A 15,442-nucleotide genomic window follows, 5' to 3' on the forward strand; every position below is an offset into this window, starting at 1 on the left:
CACCAGCGGCGGCGCCTCGGTGCCGGCCGCCGCGACCGGCGCGGTGTCGCTGATCCTGTGGTCGCTGATCCTGATCGTCTCGCTGAAATACGCCGTGCTGATCCTGCGCGCCGACAACCGCGGCGAGGGCGGCATCGTGGCCATGCTGGCCCTGCTCGGCGCGCGGCAGGCGCGACCTGGCTCGTGGAAGGCGCTGCTGCTGGTGGTCGGCCTGGTCGGGGCGGCTTTGCTCTACGGCGACGGGGCGATCACCCCGGCGATCTCGGTGCTCTCGGCGATCGAGGGCCTGAAGGTCGATGCGCCCTCGCTCGGGCCGTACGTGGTGCCGATCACGCTGGTGATCCTGATCGGGCTGTTCCTCGTCCAGTACAAGGGCGTGGCCGCCATCGGCCGGGTGTTCGGGCCCGTGATGCTGGTCTGGTTCGTCGTGCTGGGCCTCCTGGGGATTGGCGGAATCCTGCACCGACCCGAGATCCTGGCGGCCATCAACCCGTTCCGGGCGCTGGACTTCATGCTGCATGCGGGCTTGGCCGTGAGTTTCGCGATGCTCGGTGCGGCGTTCCTGGCGGTGACGGGCGGCGAGGCGATGTACGCCGATCTCGGCCATTTCGGCGCTCTGCCGATCCGGCTGGCGTGGTTCGCCCTGGTGCTGCCGGCGCTGGTGCTCAACTATTGCGGGCAGGGCGCGCTGCTGATCGCCGCCCCCGACGCCCTTGAGAACCCGTTCTTCCGCCTGTGCCCCGACTGGGCGCATTATCCGCTGGTCGGGCTCGCCACGATGGCGACGGTCATCGCCTCGCAGGCGATCATCTCAGGCGTGTTCTCGCTGACCCAGCAATCGGTGCAGCTCGGCTTCCTGCCGGCGATGCGCATCGTGCAGACGGCGCGCGACGAGCGCGGGCAGATCTACGTGCCCGTGGTGAACTGGCTGCTGGCGCTCGCCACCCTGGTGGCGGTGGTGATGTTCGGCTCCTCCGATGCGCTCGCCGGCGCCTACGGCATCGCGGTGTCGATGCTGATGGGCATCACGACGCTGCTCGCCGCGCTAATCGCGCTCCGCTGGGGCTACAATCCGGTTCTCGTGGTGCTGGTGAACGGCGTCTTCCTGGCCATCGATACCGTGTTCTTCGCCGCCAACAGCGTGAAGGTGCTGGAGGGCGGCTGGTTTCCCCTGGTGCTTGCCGGCTTCGTCGCGCTGATGATGCTCACGTGGAAGACAGGCAACGAACTCGTCGAGGAGGCCCGGGCCGCCCTGCGGCAGCCGGAGGACGTCTTCCTCGCAGGCCTCCAGCACCGGGACCTGCTGCGCCTGCCCGGCACGGCGGCCTTCCTGTCGGCGGCCGAGCACGGGATCCCGCTGCATCTCTCACGCTTCGTGGAGCGCAACCACGCCCTGATGGAGCGCATCCTGATCATCACGGCGCTCTACGAGGAGACGCCGACCGTCCCGCGGGAGCAGCGGGCGCATGTGACGATCCTGGCGCCGGACTTCTACCGGGTGATCCTGCGCTACGGTTTCATGGAGGAAGCCTCGATCCCGGAAGGCTTGGCCTGCGCGGTCGAGTCCCGCCACCTGCCGCCGCATGTGCTCGACGACATGACTGTGTTCGTCGGGCACGAGACGATCATCCCGAAGGAGGACACCCGCGGCATGGCACCCTGGCGGGAGGGCCTGTTCGCCTTCATGCAGCGCAACGCCGAGCGCACCGGCGCCTTCTTCGGCGTGCCGACCCGGCAGGTGGTGGAGGTGGGGACCGAGATCGAGATCTGAGGGATCCGCGGCCGAGGCCGAACCGGCACAGGCGGGCCCAGACGCACCGAAACGTGTGATACCACCCTCGATCCAAGCGGAACCGTGAGCCCTCATCCTCGTTCCGCCCCGACGCAGGCGGTCGGCCACCCAGGCCCCCGCCGGATCGGAGGAACACGATGAACAAGGACCATCTCGAAGGCGGGATCCGCCACCTGCGCGGCCGGGCCAAGACGGCGGCGGGCGCGATCCGCGGCCGCCCGGGCAACCAGCTCGACGGCGCCTACGAGCAGGCCGCCGGCGCCGCGCAATACGCCTACGGCGAGGCCCGCGATGCCGTGCGCGACCTGCGCCACGGCGGCGAGCATCTCGTCAAGGAGGGCCGCACGCGGTTCCGTGAGGCCAGCGAGCGCGGGCGGGAGTTGGCCGACGAGGCCGTCGAGCGCGGGCAGCACTACCGGGACCGCGCCGTCCGCCACGGTCGCCACCTCGCGGCGCGCGCGGACGAGAATCGCGGCACGACGCTCGCCCTCGTAGCCGCCGTCGCTTTCGGCCTTGGGTGGCTGGCGCGTCCGAGCCGCTGAAGACGCCGGGGCGGCTTGACGGCCGCCCCGCCGCTCAGAACGTATAAAGACATCTTTATGTCTTGATTGCTTCGTGGCCCGCGAGGTGGTAGAGGCTCGCGCCGAACCCCACCGCCAACACGGAGCCGTCGACTCATGGCCAAGGATTACATCGTCAAGGACATCGGGCTGGCCGATTACGGCCGCAAGGAGATCTCGATCGCCGAGACGGAGATGCCGGGCCTGATGGCGGTCCGCGAGGAGTACGGTGCGGCGCAGCCCCTGAAGGGCGCCAAGATCGCCGGCTCGCTCCACATGACGATCCAGACCGCCGTGCTGATCGAGACCCTGAAGGCGCTCGGCGCCGACATCCGCTGGGTCTCCTGCAACATCTACTCGACCCAGGATCACGCCGCCGCCGCCATCGCGGCCGCCGGCATCCCGGTCTTCGCCGTGAAGGGCGAGACCCTGGAGGAGTACTGGGACTACACCTCGCGCCTGTTCGACTGGCATGACGGCGGCATGCCGAACATGATCCTCGACGACGGCGGCGATGCCACCATGTTCGTCCATCTCGGCCTGCGCGCCGAGAACGGCGACACCGCCTTTCTCGACAAGCCCGAGAGCGAGGAGGAGGAGGTCTTCTTCGCGCTGCTCAAGAAGAAGCTCGCCGAGAAGCCGAAGGGCTGGTTCGCCGGTCTCGCCGACAGCATCAAGGGCGTCTCCGAGGAGACCACCACGGGCGTGCACCGCCTGTACGTGCTGGCCAAGGAGGGCAAGCTGCTCTTCCCGGCGATCAACGTGAACGACTCGGTCACCAAGTCGAAGTTCGACAACCTCTACGGCTGCAAGGAGTCGCTGGTCGACGGCATCCGCCGCGGCACCGACGTCATGATGGCCGGCAAGGTCGCCATGGTGGCGGGCTTCGGCGACGTGGGCAAGGGCTCGGCCGCGTCCCTGCGGAATGCCGGCTGCCGCGTGCTCGTGTCGGAGATCGATCCGATCTGCGCGCTCCAGGCCGCCATGGAGGGCTACGAGGTCGTGACCATGGAGGATGCCGCGCCGCGCGCCGACATCTTCGTCACCGCCACGGGCAACAAGGACATCATCACCATCGACCACATGCGGGCGATGAAGGATCGGGCGATCGTCTGCAACATCGGCCACTTCGACAACGAGATCCAGGTCGCCGGCCTGAAGAACCTGAAGTGGAACAACATCAAGCCGCAGGTCGACGAGATCGAGTTCGCCGATGGCCACCGGATCATCCTCCTCTCGGAGGGGCGGCTCGTGAACCTCGGCAACGCGACCGGTCACCCGTCCTTCGTGATGTCGGCCTCGTTCACCAACCAGACGCTGGCCCAGATCGAGCTGTGGTCCAACCCGGGCAAGTACCAGCGCCAAGTCTATACCCTGCCGAAGGCGCTCGACGAGAAGGTCGCGGCCCTGCACCTGGAGAAGATCGGCGTGAAGCTCTCGAAGCTGCGCCCCGATCAGGCCGCCTATATCGGCGTCTCCGAGAGCGGCCCGTTCAAGTCCGAGCATTACCGCTACTGACGCCACGGCGGGCGCGGCGAAGCGCCCAACCAGCGGTTGTAGATGCGGCAGCCGATCCGGGCTTCGCGCCCGTCCCCTGCGACTTCCGAGAGGCCCGGCGCGCTGCGTCGGGCCTCTCTGTTTGTCAAGCGGTGTATGCGCGATCGGACTGTGTCTTCTGTGTGTCGTTAACGACTGATTATGCGCAGCCGGCCCACAGCCACGCTTCGTTCCCCTTCCGGGCAGATTCCTACGCACGGTAGAGTACCGGCGAATCTTTGATCGATGGGGCCGCGCCGGTTCGGGAGAATCGCCGCGGGGACGGTGCGTCCTGTGCCGCGCGATGGCGCGCGCCGCTCGCACCGCCGTCGATGCTGGGGGGCGGGGCAAGCTATGGGTGTCGGTCGTGCGACCCACGTTCGGATCTGCGTGGGTGCGCTCGCCCTCACCACGGCGAGCGCGGCTTTGGCCGAACTCGCCGATGTCCCCGCGGCCCACTCGACGCGCGAGATCCACAGCGTGGCCGCGCTGGCGATCTTCGGGGGCCTCGTGGCCTTCGCGGTCATCCTGTCGCTGCTCCATCTCTACGAGCGCAACCGCTGGACCCGCCGCGAACGCGAACTTGCCGCGGCCCTCGACGTCCTGCGCGGCGCCCACGACCGCGCCGAGATGCTGCTCAATGCCGAGCGTCAGGTCATCGTCACCTGGGACCGGCGCAGCGAGCCGGTCGTGGAGGGCGACATCAGCCTCGCGATTCACGGCGAGCGGCCGGCTTCGGGCCATGCCCGCCGCGTTCTGGCCTTCGGCACATGGCTCGTCGCGGCGGACGCCACGGCGGTCGAGGCCGCCGTCGAGACCCTGCGGACGCGCGGCACGAGTTTCACGCTGAGCCTGCGGACGCAGAACGGGCGCAGCATCGAGGCGCACGGGCAGGCGCTGGCCGGCCGGGCGCTCCTGCGCCTGCGCGAGACCAGTCAGGAACGCAGCGAGATCGCCGACCTGCGCGCCACCCTGGACGAGACCCGCCGGGGCCTCTCGGCCCTGTCCGGCCTCCTCGATGCGATCCCGCAGCCGGTCTGGCGGCGCACCCGCGAGGGCAGCCTGGGCTGGGTCAACGCCGCCTACGTCGGCGCCGTAGAGGCGGAGAGCCGCGAGGCCGCCCTCGATGCCGGTCTGGAGCTGTTCGACCGGCCGGCCCGGGAGACCATCGCCCGCGAGGAGGCAGCCCGGGCCGCCGGCCTGACGCGGAGCCTGCCGCGGCTCTCGGCCGTCGTGGCCGGCAACCGGCGCACGCTCGACGTGTTCGAGACCAGCCTCGAGACCGGCCGGGTCGGCATCGCCATCGACGTGTCGGAGCTGGAGAGCGTCCGCGCCGACCTACAGCGGCAGATGAACGCCAACGTCCGCACCCTCGACCAACTTCCGACCGCAGTGGCGATGTTCGACGTGTCGCAGCGGCTGATCTTCCACAACGCCGCCTATCGCCAGCTCTGGGACCTCGATCAGGCCTTCCTGGACGGCCGCCCGTCGGACGGCGAGATCCTCGACCACCTGCGCGCGAAGCGGAAGCTGGAGGAGCACGCCGATTTCCGCGGCTGGAAGCAGGGCGTGCTCGCCGCCTACCGCGCCGCCGAGGCGAACCAGACGTGGTGGTACCTGCCCGACGGGCGGACGCTCCGCGTGGTGGCGGATCCGAACCCGCAGGGCGGCCTGACCTACCTGTTCGACGACGTCTCGGACCATCTGAACGCGGAATCCCGCTACAACGCCCTGCGCCGCCTGCAGGCCGAGACCCTCGACACCCTGGCCGAGCCCGTTGCGGTGTTCGGCGCCGACGGCCGGCTGACCCTGGCCAACCGCGCCTTCCTGACCGTGTGGCGGCTCGACCCCGCCATGGTGGAGGAGCGCCCGCACGTCGATGCCGTCATCGCGGCCTGCCGCGAACTCGCCCCCGAGGAGGAGCCGTGGCTCGACATCCGCGACGCGGTGGTCGGGCTCGAATCGCGGACCGCCCACGCCTGCCGCCTCAAGGTGGCCGACGGCACCGTGCTGGATTGCGCCGCCCAGCCGCTGCCCGAGGGCGCGACGCTGCTGACGCTCATCGACATCACCGCGAGCGTGAACGTCGAGCGGGCGCTCACCGAGAAGAACGACGCCCTCGAGAAGGCCGCGCAGCTGCGCGACACCTTCGTGCACCACGTCTCCTACGAGCTGCGCTCGCCGCTCACCAACATCATCGGCTTCACGCAGCTTCTGGGCGACGAGACGGTCGGCGCCCTCAACGAGCGGCAGCGCGAATACGCCGACCACATCATGCGATCCTCGGCGGCGCTGCTGGTCATCATCAACGACATCCTCGACCTCGCCTCGATCGATGCTGGTTCGCTGGAGTTGCAGCGGGAGGATGTGGACGTCCAGGCCACCGTCGAGGCGGCGGTGCGCGGCATCGAGGATCGGCTTGCCGAATCGCGCATCACCCTCTCCCTCGACGTGCCGGAGGATATCGGCAGCGTGCACGCGGACGGGAAGCGCGTCCGCCAGATCCTCTTCAACCTGCTCTCGAACGCCGTCGGCTTCTCGGAGGCCGGCCAGCGCGTGGACGTCCATGCCCGCCGGAGCGGCCCTGACCTGCTCCTGAGCGTGCGGGATCACGGCCGCGGCATGCCCGCCGAGATCGCCGATTCGGTCTTCAACCGGTTCGAGAGCCACACCCTCGGCACGCGGCATCGGGGCGTCGGCCTCGGCCTGTCGATCGTCCGCTCCTTCGTGGAACTGCACGGGGGCCGGGTCCATCTGGAGACGGCCCCCGGCGAGGGCACCTGCGTGACCTGCACCTTCCCGCTCGATCCGAACGCCCGGGCCCGCCGCGATCCGGTCCTGGATGTCAGGCCCCCGGCCCAGCCGGCCACGGCCCCGCGAAAGCCCGGGCTGGCTCTGAACTGAGGGCGCTCTCCGCCGAAGTGGATACCGGTTCGGCTCAAGGGACCGCGTCACGACAAAGGCTCGGAGCCTTGCGCGATTGCCCCGCGATCGGGCACGGCTCTTGGCGGCGCGACGGGCGCTCCGATCGACGCCGCCGAAGCCGTCAGGCTTGATTCTTCCGCCCGGCCCGCGCAGCAGGGGACATGTCCACACAGGATCGCTCCGGCTGGGCCGTCTTCGGCATCGGCGACTTCCGCCTGTTCGGCGCCGCCCGGTTCCTCACGGGCCTCGCCTACCAGATGCAGGCGGTGGCGATCGGCTGGTTCGTCTACGACCTGACCCATTCCGCCCTGGCTCTCGGCCTCGTCGGCCTCGCCGGCTTCCTGCCGGCGATCGTCTGCGCGCTGATCACCGGTCATGTCGCAGATGCCTATGACCGCCGCCTCGTCGGCGCCGGAGCCTTCGCGCTCCAGAGCGTGGCGAGCTTCGGCCTGCTCGCCTGCGCGCTTGCAGGTGTCCAGGCCGTGTTGCCGATCTACGCCCTCGTGATCCTCGTCGGCACCGCCCGGGCCTTCGCCAATCCGGCCCTCCAGGCCCTGCTGCCGACCCTGGTGCCGGTTGACCGGTTCAGTTCAGCCATCGCGTGGAACGCCTCCCTCTGGCAGAGCGCCTCGGTGATGGGCCCGGCGCTCGGCGGCTTCCTCTACGCCCTCGGGCCGGCGGTGGTGTTCGGCGGGGCGGGGGCGAGCTTCGCGCTCGCGAGCCTGCTCACGGCGCTGATCCGCTTCCGGCCAGCTTCCGTCGCCGAGCGGCCGCCGATCACCTGGGCGGCCCTGTCGGCGGGGATCGGCTATATTCGCTCGCAGCCGGTGGTGCTGGGCGCGATCAGCCTCGACCTGTTCACCGTTCTCCTCGGCGGCGCTACGGCGCTGCTGCCGATCTATGCCGGGGAGGTCCTGCATATCGGGCCCCTCGGGCTCGGGGCGCTGCGCAGCATGCCCGCCTTCGGGGCCGTCACCATGGCGGTGCTGCTGGCGAATTATCCCCTCCGGCGCCATGCGGGCCTGCGCATGCTCCGGGCGGCGGCTCTGTTCGGCGTCGCCACGGTCGTCTTCGGCCTCTCGACCTCGCTGCCTTTGTCGATGGCTTGCCTGTTCGTCACCGGCGCCGCCGACATGATCTCGGTCTATGTCCGCCAGACCTTCGTGCAGGGGGAGACGCCCGACGCCATGCGCGGCCGGGTCTCGGCGGTGAACACGGTGTTCATCGGCGCCTCGAACGAACTCGGGGAGTTCGAATCCGGCGTGCTGGCCGCCGCGATCGGGGCGGTCCCGGCGGTGGTGGCGGGCGGCGCCGCGACGGTCGGGGTCGCACTGCTATGGGGGAAGCTGTTTCCGGCGCTCAGGGATCGCGACCGGTTGCTGGTGCAGGGGTAAGTCCGGGTAGGAGCGGCAAGTCGGTCCGCTGGAACCCGACAGGGCGCCCGGTCCATCCAAATCGGGCCCCAAATCGGGGCTGCTTGGATAAATTCCGACTGATCAGTGACTTAGCACTGGGAATTGTCGGACTGCACGAGCCCGCTTCTCATCGGATGGCGCGATCGTTTCACCGCCGCGACGGCCGCCCGACGCCGCCAAGCCGATACCCCGCTTCCCCCAGAACGGGGCGGCAGGGATACGTCGGATCGGGCTGGAGCCCGATTGGTGAGCCGGGCTCCGCGCCCTTCTCACCGGCCGCCGAGCAGCGGCGACCAAGTCGGGTCCGACGCGTAGGCCGGTGTCGGCACCGGCTGCTCGACCTTGCCGGTGATGTCGACCATGAACAGCTTGCCGCCACCCTGGCCGCCGGGATCGCGGAAGAACAGCACGTACTGGCCGTTCGGCGCGAAGGTCGGGCCCTCGTTGTGGAACCCCTCGGTGAGCACGCGCTCGCCGGTGCCGTCGGGCTTCGACACGCAGATGGCGAAGCCGCCGTTGCGCTGGCGGGTATAGGCGATCAGGTCGCCCCGCGGCGAGAACGCCGGCTGCGAGGCCGAGCCGGGCCCGAAGGTGATCCGGTGCGGGTTCGAGCCGTCGGCGCCCATCATGTAGACCTGCTGCGAGCCGCCGCGATCGGATTCGAACGCGATCTGCGTGCCGTCCGGCGAGTAGGTCGGTGAGGTATCGATCGCCATGCCGTTCGTGATCGCATGCTGCGCCTTCGAGGCGAGGTCCATCGTCACGATGTCGGCATTGCCGCCCTGCTGGACGCTCATCACGATCTTGCGGCCGTCCGGCGAGAAGCGCGGGCTCGCGCTCATCGAGTCGACATTGCCGAGCGCCTGCCGCGACCCCGTCTCCAGGTTGATCATCTGCACCCGCGGCTGGTGGCCATTGGCCTGAGCCATGAAGGCAATGTCCTGCGTGGCCGGCGAGTAGCGCGGTGCCACGATCGACATCTCGCCGGTCGTGATCGCCCGGACGTTGGCGCCGTCCTGATCCATGACCATCAGGCGCTTGCGCCGGTTCTCCTTCGGGCCGGTCTCGTCCACGAAGGCGATGCGGCTGTCGAACCAGGGGCCGAGGCCTGTGATCTTGGTGTAGACCGCGTCGGAGATCAGGTGGCCGGTGCGCCGGACGTTGGCGGCATCGGTGCCGTATTGCTGGCCGGTCATCTGCTGGCCGGAGGTCACGTCCCAGAGCCGGAACTCGACCTTGACGCGGCCGGCCTCGCGGACGACCCGGCCGGTGACCAGACCCTGGACGCCGGTGGCGCGCCACTTCTCGAAGTTCGGGGCGGCGTCGAAGTTCGGCTGCTCGGGGAAGCGGGCGTGGTCGAGGGGCGTGAAGTAGCCCGAGCGCCGCAGATTGTTGGTCACCACGCCGGACACGAGGCCGGCGAGGCTCGGATCGCCGCCGAAATCCGCGATGGCGATCGGCATCGGCTGGAAGTTGCCGCCGCCGATGCGGAGCTGGAGCTGCGCCTGGGCAGGCCCAGCCAGGAAGGCCGTCAACAGGGCGAAGAGCGCGATCAGGCGCGCGGTACAGGACGTCGGGCGGCGCCCGACGGAGGGCAGGTGCAGCATGATGGGTCGGATCCGAGTGACGATCTGACGAGGCGGTCGGAACAGGGCGGAAGCAGGGCTGGAGTGCCTCACGTCGCCGTGAACTCGAACTCCGCGTTGATGGCCTTCCAGTCGTTGTAGTACGGCGCGTAGGTGGCCGGAATGTTGTACGGCGCGCAGCGGCGGACCGCCCGGAGCGCGGCCTGCGCGATGGACTGGTCCACCGCGCTCGCCCCGCCGCGCATGATCCGCGGCTCGGTGCTGAGCGAGCCGTTCGGGTTCAGGCGGATGTCGAGCACCGGCAGGACGACGCCCTGCGCCGCCCCGGGGGGGGCCGAGTAGCAGCGCTCGATCTGCTGCTGGAGCAGGCCGACCAGGGCATCCCGCAGCGAGGGCGACAGACGCTGGGCATTACCGGTCGCCGCGCCCAGCGCCGCCACCTTCTGCACCGCCTGTCCGGTGGCGCCGGTCGATTGCGACGGCGCCTTCGAGGCAAGCATCGAGCGAATATCGCCCGCATTGAACTTGTTGGCGAGTTCGGCCTGCTTGCGCGCCTTGGCCTCCCCATCGGCCTTGGCCTTCGCGTCCGCCATTGCCTTGGCCTTCGCCTTGGCGGCAGCGTCAGCTTTCGCCGCAGCCTCGGCCTTGGCGGCCTCCGCCTTGGCCTTCGCGGCGGCCTCCGCCTTCTCGCGCTCGGCCTCGGCCTTCGCCTCGGCGAGTTCCTTCTGGCGTTCGGCTTCCGCTTCCGCCTTGGCCTTCGCGTCGGCCGCCTTCTTGGCCGCTTCCTTCGCGGCCTCCGCCTTGGCGGCGGCATCGGCCTTCGCCTTCGCGGCGGCAGCCTTCTGGGCGGCCGCCTCGGCCTCGGCCTCTTGCTTCTCGATCAGCTTCTCCAGCTGCTCACGCTTTTCGGCATCGGCCTTCGCGACGGTTTCGGCCTTGGCCTTCGCCTCGGCCTTGGCGGCCGCAGCCTTCTCCGCAGCCGCCTTGTCGGCCGCGGCCTTGGCGGCTTTCTCGGCGGCCTTCTCAGCCGCCTTCTCAGCCGCCTTCTCGGCGTCGCGCTTCTCCTGGGCCGCCTTGGCGGCCTGCGCCGTCTCCTGCGGATCCGGCTCGGCGCGCAGAGGCATCTCCTCCGCGTTGGCGAGCTTCATCTCGGCCATACGGGTCGGGGCGGTCGGCGCATCGGTCTTGGCGTTCTCGGGCTCGCGATCCTCGAACTTGTCCGCCTTGCGGTCGGCGCGGGAGGTCGCGTTCGGCATCGGCTTGTCGGCCTGCCGCTCGCCCTTTGTGATTTCCGAAAACTGGTTCTCGGTGATCACCTCGACGGGCACGCCCTCCTGCGCCTCCGGCAAGGCCGGGGCCGCGACGCTGAACAGCGCCAGCGCGAGGAGCACCACGTGGGTGCCGGCGGAGATCCAGACACCCGGTTCCCTGCGGTCGAAGCGGAACTCCACGGCAGCAGCCCTACTGATGCTCTGGCTCGGTCACGAGGGCGACCTTCTTGAAGCCGCCACCGGTCACGATCGCCATCACCTGCGCCACCCGTCCGTAATCGACCCGCTTGTCGCCGCGCACGAAGACGCGCTCCTCGGTCCCGGTCTTGGCGGTCTCCATGAGCTTCGGCACGATCGTGTCGTCGGTGAGTTCGTCCTCGCCGAGGAAGATCTGACCGGTCTGGCGGATCGACAGGGTGATCGGCTTCACGTCGGAATTGAGCGGCGAGGCCTTCGACTGCGGCAGGTCGAGGGGCACGCCGACCGTCATCATCGGCGCCGCCACCATGAAGATGATCAGGAGCACGAGCACGACGTCGATGAACGGCGTCATGTTGATCTCGTTGATCGGACCGCCGCGGCGGCTCCGGCGCCGGCGGCGCTTGCCGCCCTGCGATGCGCCTGCTGCCATGCCCATGATCGTGTCTCCTCCGGATCGGACTCAGGCGGCGAGCGGGAGACGCTCGTCGATCTGGCGGGACAGGATGGCGGAAAACTCGTCGGCAAAGCTCTCCAGGCGCGACTGCGCCTTCGACACTTCGGCCTGAAGCTTGTTGTAGGCCAGCACCGCCGGGATCGCGGCGAACAGGCCGATGGCGGTGGCAAACAGCGCCTCGGCGATGCCGGGGGCGACGACCGCGAGCGAGGTGTTCTTGGAGGCCGCGATCGAGGTGAACGCGGTCATGATGCCCCAGACCGTGCCGAACAGGCCGATATACGGACCGGCCGAGCCGATCGAGGCGAGGAACAGCAGGCGGGATTCGAGCCGCTCGACCTCCCGGTGGATGGTGACGTCGAGCTGCTTCTCGATCCGCTGCGAAAGGGACTGGATCTGGCGGCCCGAACCCTCGAACGAGCGCTTCCACTCCCGCATTGCGGCGACGAACACCGCGGCGAGCCCCGTGGCCGGACGGTCGTTGAACGAGCGGAACAGCTCCTCCAGAGAGCGGCCGGACCAGAACGCGTCCTCGAACGCATCCATCTCGGCCTTGGTGCGGCGGAACAGCAGCGTCTTGTCGACGATGATCGACCAGCACCAGATCGAGGCGCTGAGCAGCCCGATCATCACGATCTTCACGACGAAGTGGGCCTGCAGGAACAGACCGAGCAGCGTCATGTCGGCGACAGGCGCGGCCTGCATCGCGTCGGCTGGGTTCATCCGTCGAGGTCTCCTGCTCCGGACCGCGCTGCGCCGGGCGAGGCCCGCGTCCGCCGGATCCGTGAGCGATATCAACGCTGTCGCCCGCGAATCTGTCGAAAGTAAGGGCCGTCGGCAGCCCCCGCGCCCCGCCGTGGCGGCGGGTCTGTTAAGGGCGCGGCAGGGTTAAGGATCGGTTTCGATCCCGGCGATCCTGAGGCGTCCGAACGTTCGACGCGGGGTGGACCTGCCGGAACAGGCTCCCTTATGGTCGCAGGCGACCACGCCGAGTCGCGCATTGCTTCGAGACCAGCACAGGAAGCGCATGACACTTCCCGTTCCCAGTCTTCAGGAACTCCTGCCCACGGGCCATGCCCGGTTCCTCGGGTGGTCCTGCATCGCCGATCCCGCCATTGCGGGCGCCCTGGCGCGGGCCGGGTTCGATGCGGTGCTGCTGGATCAGCAGCACGGCGCCTACGATTACCGGTCGAGCTGCGCGGCGATCACCGAGGTGGCGCTCGCCGGCAAGCCCGCGCTGGTCCGGGTGCCGGTGGGCGATGTCGCCATGGTATCGCGGATGCTGGACGCGGGCGCGGCCGGGATCGTCGCGCCGATGATCAACACCCTGGCGCAGGCCGAGGCGCTCGCCGCCGCCGCCAAGTTCCCGCCGGTCGGCCAGCGCAGTTGGGGGCCGGACCGGGCGATCGTGCTGTCCGGGCTCCGGGACGGGGCGGAATATCTCGCCGGCGGCAATGCCCGGGCGCTCACCATCGCGATGTGCGAGACCGCGGAGTCGATCGCCGCGCTGGAATCGATCCTGGCGGTACCGGGCATCGATGGCATCCTGGTCGGGCCCGCCGACCTGTCGATCGCGCTGTCCCGGGGTGCGGCCATCGATCCGTCGGGCTCGGCCGTCACGGCGGCCTTGGGCGAGATCGTCCGCAAGACCCTGGCGGCCGGCAAGCTGCCCTGCGCCTTCGCGCCCTCGGCGGCCCGGGCGCGCGAGATGGTGGCGATGGGTTTCCAGCTCGTCTCGATCGAGTACGACGCCATGACCATCGCGGCGGCCTTCGCGCAATTGCTGCGTCAGGCTGACCCGTCCCGGGCAGGCTGACGCTTATTCGGCCGGCGCGAGCCGTCTCCGTAGAACGTCCGGCAGGCGGACGGCGCGGCCGTCGCGAACGCAGGCCACCGTCACCTCGGCGGCGACCAGCAGCGTGTCGCCCCGGCGCACCTCCTGGGCGAGCTGCATGGAGGCCCCGCGAAGCGCCTGCGTCCGCGTGCGAATCGTTAGCAGGTCGTCCATCCGGGCCGGGCTGACGAAATCGAGGCTCATCCGGCGGACGACGAAGACGAGGCCCTGTGCAACGCGGTGCAGGTCGGACTGGTCGCCGGCGAGGCCGCGGAGCAATTCCGTCCGCCCGCGCTCCAGGAAGCGCAGATAACTCGCGTGGTAGACGAAGCCCGAGAAGTCGGTGTCTTCGTAGTAGACGCGGACGCTCAGTTCGTGCGGCGGAGCGTCGTCCGCCTTCGGGTCGCCGGGTGCGCTCATGCCGGTCCTTTAGCGGCCGGCCGGCTGTGCGCGCAACGCGACGAAGGCCGCCCCTGGGGGACGGCCTTCGCGGTGTTCAGCTTGGGCGGGTTCGATCAGCCGCCGATGCGGTCGGCGAGGCTCGCCGAATGCGCGTGCTCGTCGGCGATGTAGGGCAGCGCCTCGGTGGCAAACTTGCGGCCCTGGGCGTTGTCGCCCGACTTCGCGTAGGCGTCATAGAGCGCCAGGGTCTGGGCGTCGGAGCGCGCCTGCTGGTCGACATAAGTCCGGTCGAACGAGCGGCCATTCGGGGCCGACTGCAGCTGCGCGAGGCGCGCTTGGCCGCGCTCACCGAGCGCCACGCGGCGGCCTGGCTCGGCCGGGCTGTTGTCGATGATGCCGACCGCGCCCAGCGCGCCGCCCACGATGCTGGTGCCGAGGTTGGCGGCCACGGTCACCGGCGCGAGCACGAGGCCGATCGGGTTGCTCAGGTCGGTCCGGATGCCCTGGTTGTCAGCCACGACCGTGCCGTTGCGCGACAGGGAGGTGTTCGGCGGCAACAGGGCGTCGGTGGTCGCCTTGCGCTCGACCAGAACCCGGTTGGCGTAGTTGCGGACCCGCGGGTTGCGCGAGCGCTCGAGGGCGATCCGGCTCGCCTCGATGCTGGCGGCATCCGAACGGAGGGCCTCGGCGCGGAAGACCGGGGTCTCGGTGGCGGCGGCGCCGACGCCGTTCTGGTTGGCGAAAGGCAGGATGCGGATCGGCAACGCGTCCTGCGCGAAGGCCGGCGCGGTGAAAGCGGCGGAGAGGCCGAGGACGGCGAGCGTCATTCTCTTCATGGCGGAAGTCTATCCTGACGTTGTTCTTGAAGGCTCGAAGGTCTGCCGTGTGCCAAGGGGCGGAGCCCCGGATACGACAGCCTTGCCGGCGCCGAATGTCTTTGGCACGGTCGCCTCCACAACAGGCGCCTTTCGACCCTGTTCCATGCCGCACCGTAATTATTTACTGCTGGGACAGCGCCAACCCTGAACGACAAGCTTGGCTTTACGAACGAAAACGCGGAATCAAAACCATTGTCTCGCCAACGTCTTATCGATCTTGCGCCGCAACACGGGGTTCGACGGAGGCAGGGATCGCAGCGCAACCGCATATGAGGCGATGGAATTGCTGACCTGACCGAAGCGCATAGGTATGGGCCGACGTCCGGTCAGTTGCCGTCGAAAAAACCGGCCTGATTGCCGGGATCCCGCCGGGGCACGGCCATCCCGAGGTGCCTGTAGGCATGGGGAGTGAGCACCCGCCCGCGGGGGGTGCGCTGCACGAAGCCGCGCTGGATCAGGTAGGGCTCGATGATGTCCTCGATCGCGTCCCGCGGCTCCGACAGCGCCGCCCCGATCGTCTCGATCCCCACCGGCCCGCCCCCGAACGAGCCCGCGATCAGGCGCAGGTACTTGCGGTCCATCACGTCG

13 protein-coding genes are annotated in these 15,442 nt (G+C 69.5%); 6 read left to right on the top strand and 7 right to left on the bottom strand.

Annotated features, from left to right (window positions below; genetic code table 11):
* The 5 genes from MKK75_RS26035 to MKK75_RS26055 form a co-directional block, all read left to right on the top strand.
* Positions 1–1,771 (top strand): potassium transporter Kup (locus MKK75_RS26035; protein WP_244045386.1); only part of this gene is annotated, 1,771 nt, incomplete at its 5' end.
* Positions 1,772–1,929: 158 nt separating this feature from the next.
* The gene (locus MKK75_RS26040; protein WP_244045387.1) at positions 1,930–2,334 is read left to right on the top strand and encodes a CsbD family protein; all 405 of its coding nucleotides are present in this window, start codon (positions 1,930–1,932) and stop codon (positions 2,332–2,334) included.
* Between the two features lie 135 nt (positions 2,335–2,469).
* A complete protein-coding gene (ahcY, locus tag MKK75_RS26045; RefSeq protein WP_244045388.1) occupies positions 2,470–3,870 on the top strand; it encodes an adenosylhomocysteinase in 1,401 nt (466 codons plus the stop codon).
* 372 nt (positions 3,871–4,242) lie between these two features.
* Complete coding sequence (locus MKK75_RS26050) at positions 4,243–6,792, top strand: sensor histidine kinase (RefSeq protein WP_244045389.1); 2,550 nt, start codon at positions 4,243–4,245, stop codon at positions 6,790–6,792.
* 182 nt (positions 6,793–6,974) lie between these two features.
* A complete protein-coding gene (locus MKK75_RS26055) occupies positions 6,975–8,207 on the top strand; it encodes an MFS transporter (RefSeq protein ID WP_244045390.1) in 1,233 nt (410 codons plus the stop codon).
* A 290-nt stretch (positions 8,208–8,497) separates the two neighbouring features.
* Here the strand turns inward: MKK75_RS26055 and tolB are convergent, their stop codons facing one another.
* From tolB to tolQ, 4 genes are all read right to left on the bottom strand, one after another.
* Positions 8,498–9,835 carry a Tol-Pal system beta propeller repeat protein TolB gene (tolB, locus tag MKK75_RS26060; RefSeq protein WP_244045391.1) on the bottom strand — a complete coding sequence of 446 codons (1,338 nt, stop codon included), beginning with the start codon at positions 9,833–9,835 and terminating at the stop codon, positions 8,498–8,500.
* A 68-nt stretch (positions 9,836–9,903) separates the two neighbouring features.
* The gene (gene tolA / locus MKK75_RS26065; protein WP_244045392.1) at positions 9,904–11,265 is read right to left on the bottom strand and encodes a cell envelope integrity protein TolA; all 1,362 of its coding nucleotides are present in this window, start codon (positions 11,263–11,265) and stop codon (positions 9,904–9,906) included.
* A 10-nt stretch (positions 11,266–11,275) separates the two neighbouring features.
* A complete protein-coding gene (locus MKK75_RS26070) occupies positions 11,276–11,722 on the bottom strand; it encodes an ExbD/TolR family protein (protein ID WP_244045393.1) in 447 nt (148 codons plus the stop codon).
* A gap of 24 nt (positions 11,723–11,746) precedes the next feature.
* Positions 11,747–12,463, bottom strand: coding sequence for a protein TolQ (gene tolQ, locus MKK75_RS26075; protein ID WP_012317751.1), 717 nt, complete (start codon positions 12,461–12,463; stop codon positions 11,747–11,749).
* A gap of 304 nt (positions 12,464–12,767) precedes the next feature.
* Between tolQ and MKK75_RS26080 the strand changes: the two genes are divergently transcribed.
* Positions 12,768–13,556 (top strand): HpcH/HpaI aldolase family protein, encoded by a 789-nt coding sequence (locus MKK75_RS26080; RefSeq protein ID WP_244045394.1) that lies wholly within the window; start codon positions 12,768–12,770, stop codon positions 13,554–13,556.
* Positions 13,557–13,559: 3 nt separating this feature from the next.
* Here MKK75_RS26080 and ybgC read toward each other — a convergent pair whose 3' ends face one another.
* The 3 genes from ybgC to MKK75_RS26095 form a co-directional block, all read right to left on the bottom strand.
* Positions 13,560–13,994 carry a tol-pal system-associated acyl-CoA thioesterase gene (ybgC, locus tag MKK75_RS26085; protein ID WP_244045395.1) on the bottom strand — a complete coding sequence of 145 codons (435 nt, stop codon included), beginning with the start codon at positions 13,992–13,994 and terminating at the stop codon, positions 13,560–13,562.
* 95 nt (positions 13,995–14,089) lie between these two features.
* On the bottom strand, positions 14,090–14,812 hold the full coding sequence (locus tag MKK75_RS26090) for a DUF4142 domain-containing protein (RefSeq protein ID WP_244045396.1): 723 nt from the start codon (positions 14,810–14,812) through the stop codon (positions 14,090–14,092).
* Positions 14,813–15,180: 368 nt separating this feature from the next.
* Positions 15,181–15,442: Holliday junction DNA helicase RuvB C-terminal domain-containing protein (locus tag MKK75_RS26095; RefSeq protein WP_279594142.1), on the bottom strand; the 262-nt coding region annotated here is incomplete at its 5' end.

This window comes from Methylobacterium sp. J-030 (genome assembly GCF_022829545.1).
Classification (GTDB): domain Bacteria; phylum Pseudomonadota; class Alphaproteobacteria; order Rhizobiales; family Beijerinckiaceae; genus Methylobacterium.

What these genes read in the sequence shown, in the direction of transcription:
- MKK75_RS26040 (WP_244045387.1), top strand. Translation starts at nt 1,930, where the DNA reads ATGAACAAGGACCATCTCGAAGGCGGGATCCGCCACCTGCGCGGCCGG.
- ahcY (WP_244045388.1), top strand. Translation starts at nt 2,470, where the DNA reads ATGGCCAAGGATTACATCGTCAAGGACATCGGGCTGGCCGATTACGGC.
- MKK75_RS26050 (WP_244045389.1), top strand. Translation starts at nt 4,243, where the DNA reads ATGGGTGTCGGTCGTGCGACCCACGTTCGGATCTGCGTGGGTGCGCTC.
- MKK75_RS26055 (WP_244045390.1), top strand. Translation starts at nt 6,975, where the DNA reads ATGTCCACACAGGATCGCTCCGGCTGGGCCGTCTTCGGCATCGGCGAC.
- tolB (WP_244045391.1), bottom strand. Translation starts at nt 9,835, where the DNA reads ATGCTGCACCTGCCCTCCGTCGGGCGCCGCCCGACGTCCTGTACCGCG.
- MKK75_RS26070 (WP_244045393.1), bottom strand. Translation starts at nt 11,722, where the DNA reads ATGGGCATGGCAGCAGGCGCATCGCAGGGCGGCAAGCGCCGCCGGCGC.
- tolQ (WP_012317751.1), bottom strand. Translation starts at nt 12,463, where the DNA reads ATGAACCCAGCCGACGCGATGCAGGCCGCGCCTGTCGCCGACATGACG.
- MKK75_RS26080 (WP_244045394.1), top strand. Translation starts at nt 12,768, where the DNA reads ATGACACTTCCCGTTCCCAGTCTTCAGGAACTCCTGCCCACGGGCCAT.
- ybgC (WP_244045395.1), bottom strand. Translation starts at nt 13,994, where the DNA reads ATGAGCGCACCCGGCGACCCGAAGGCGGACGACGCTCCGCCGCACGAA.
- MKK75_RS26090 (WP_244045396.1), bottom strand. Translation starts at nt 14,812, where the DNA reads ATGAAGAGAATGACGCTCGCCGTCCTCGGCCTCTCCGCCGCTTTCACC.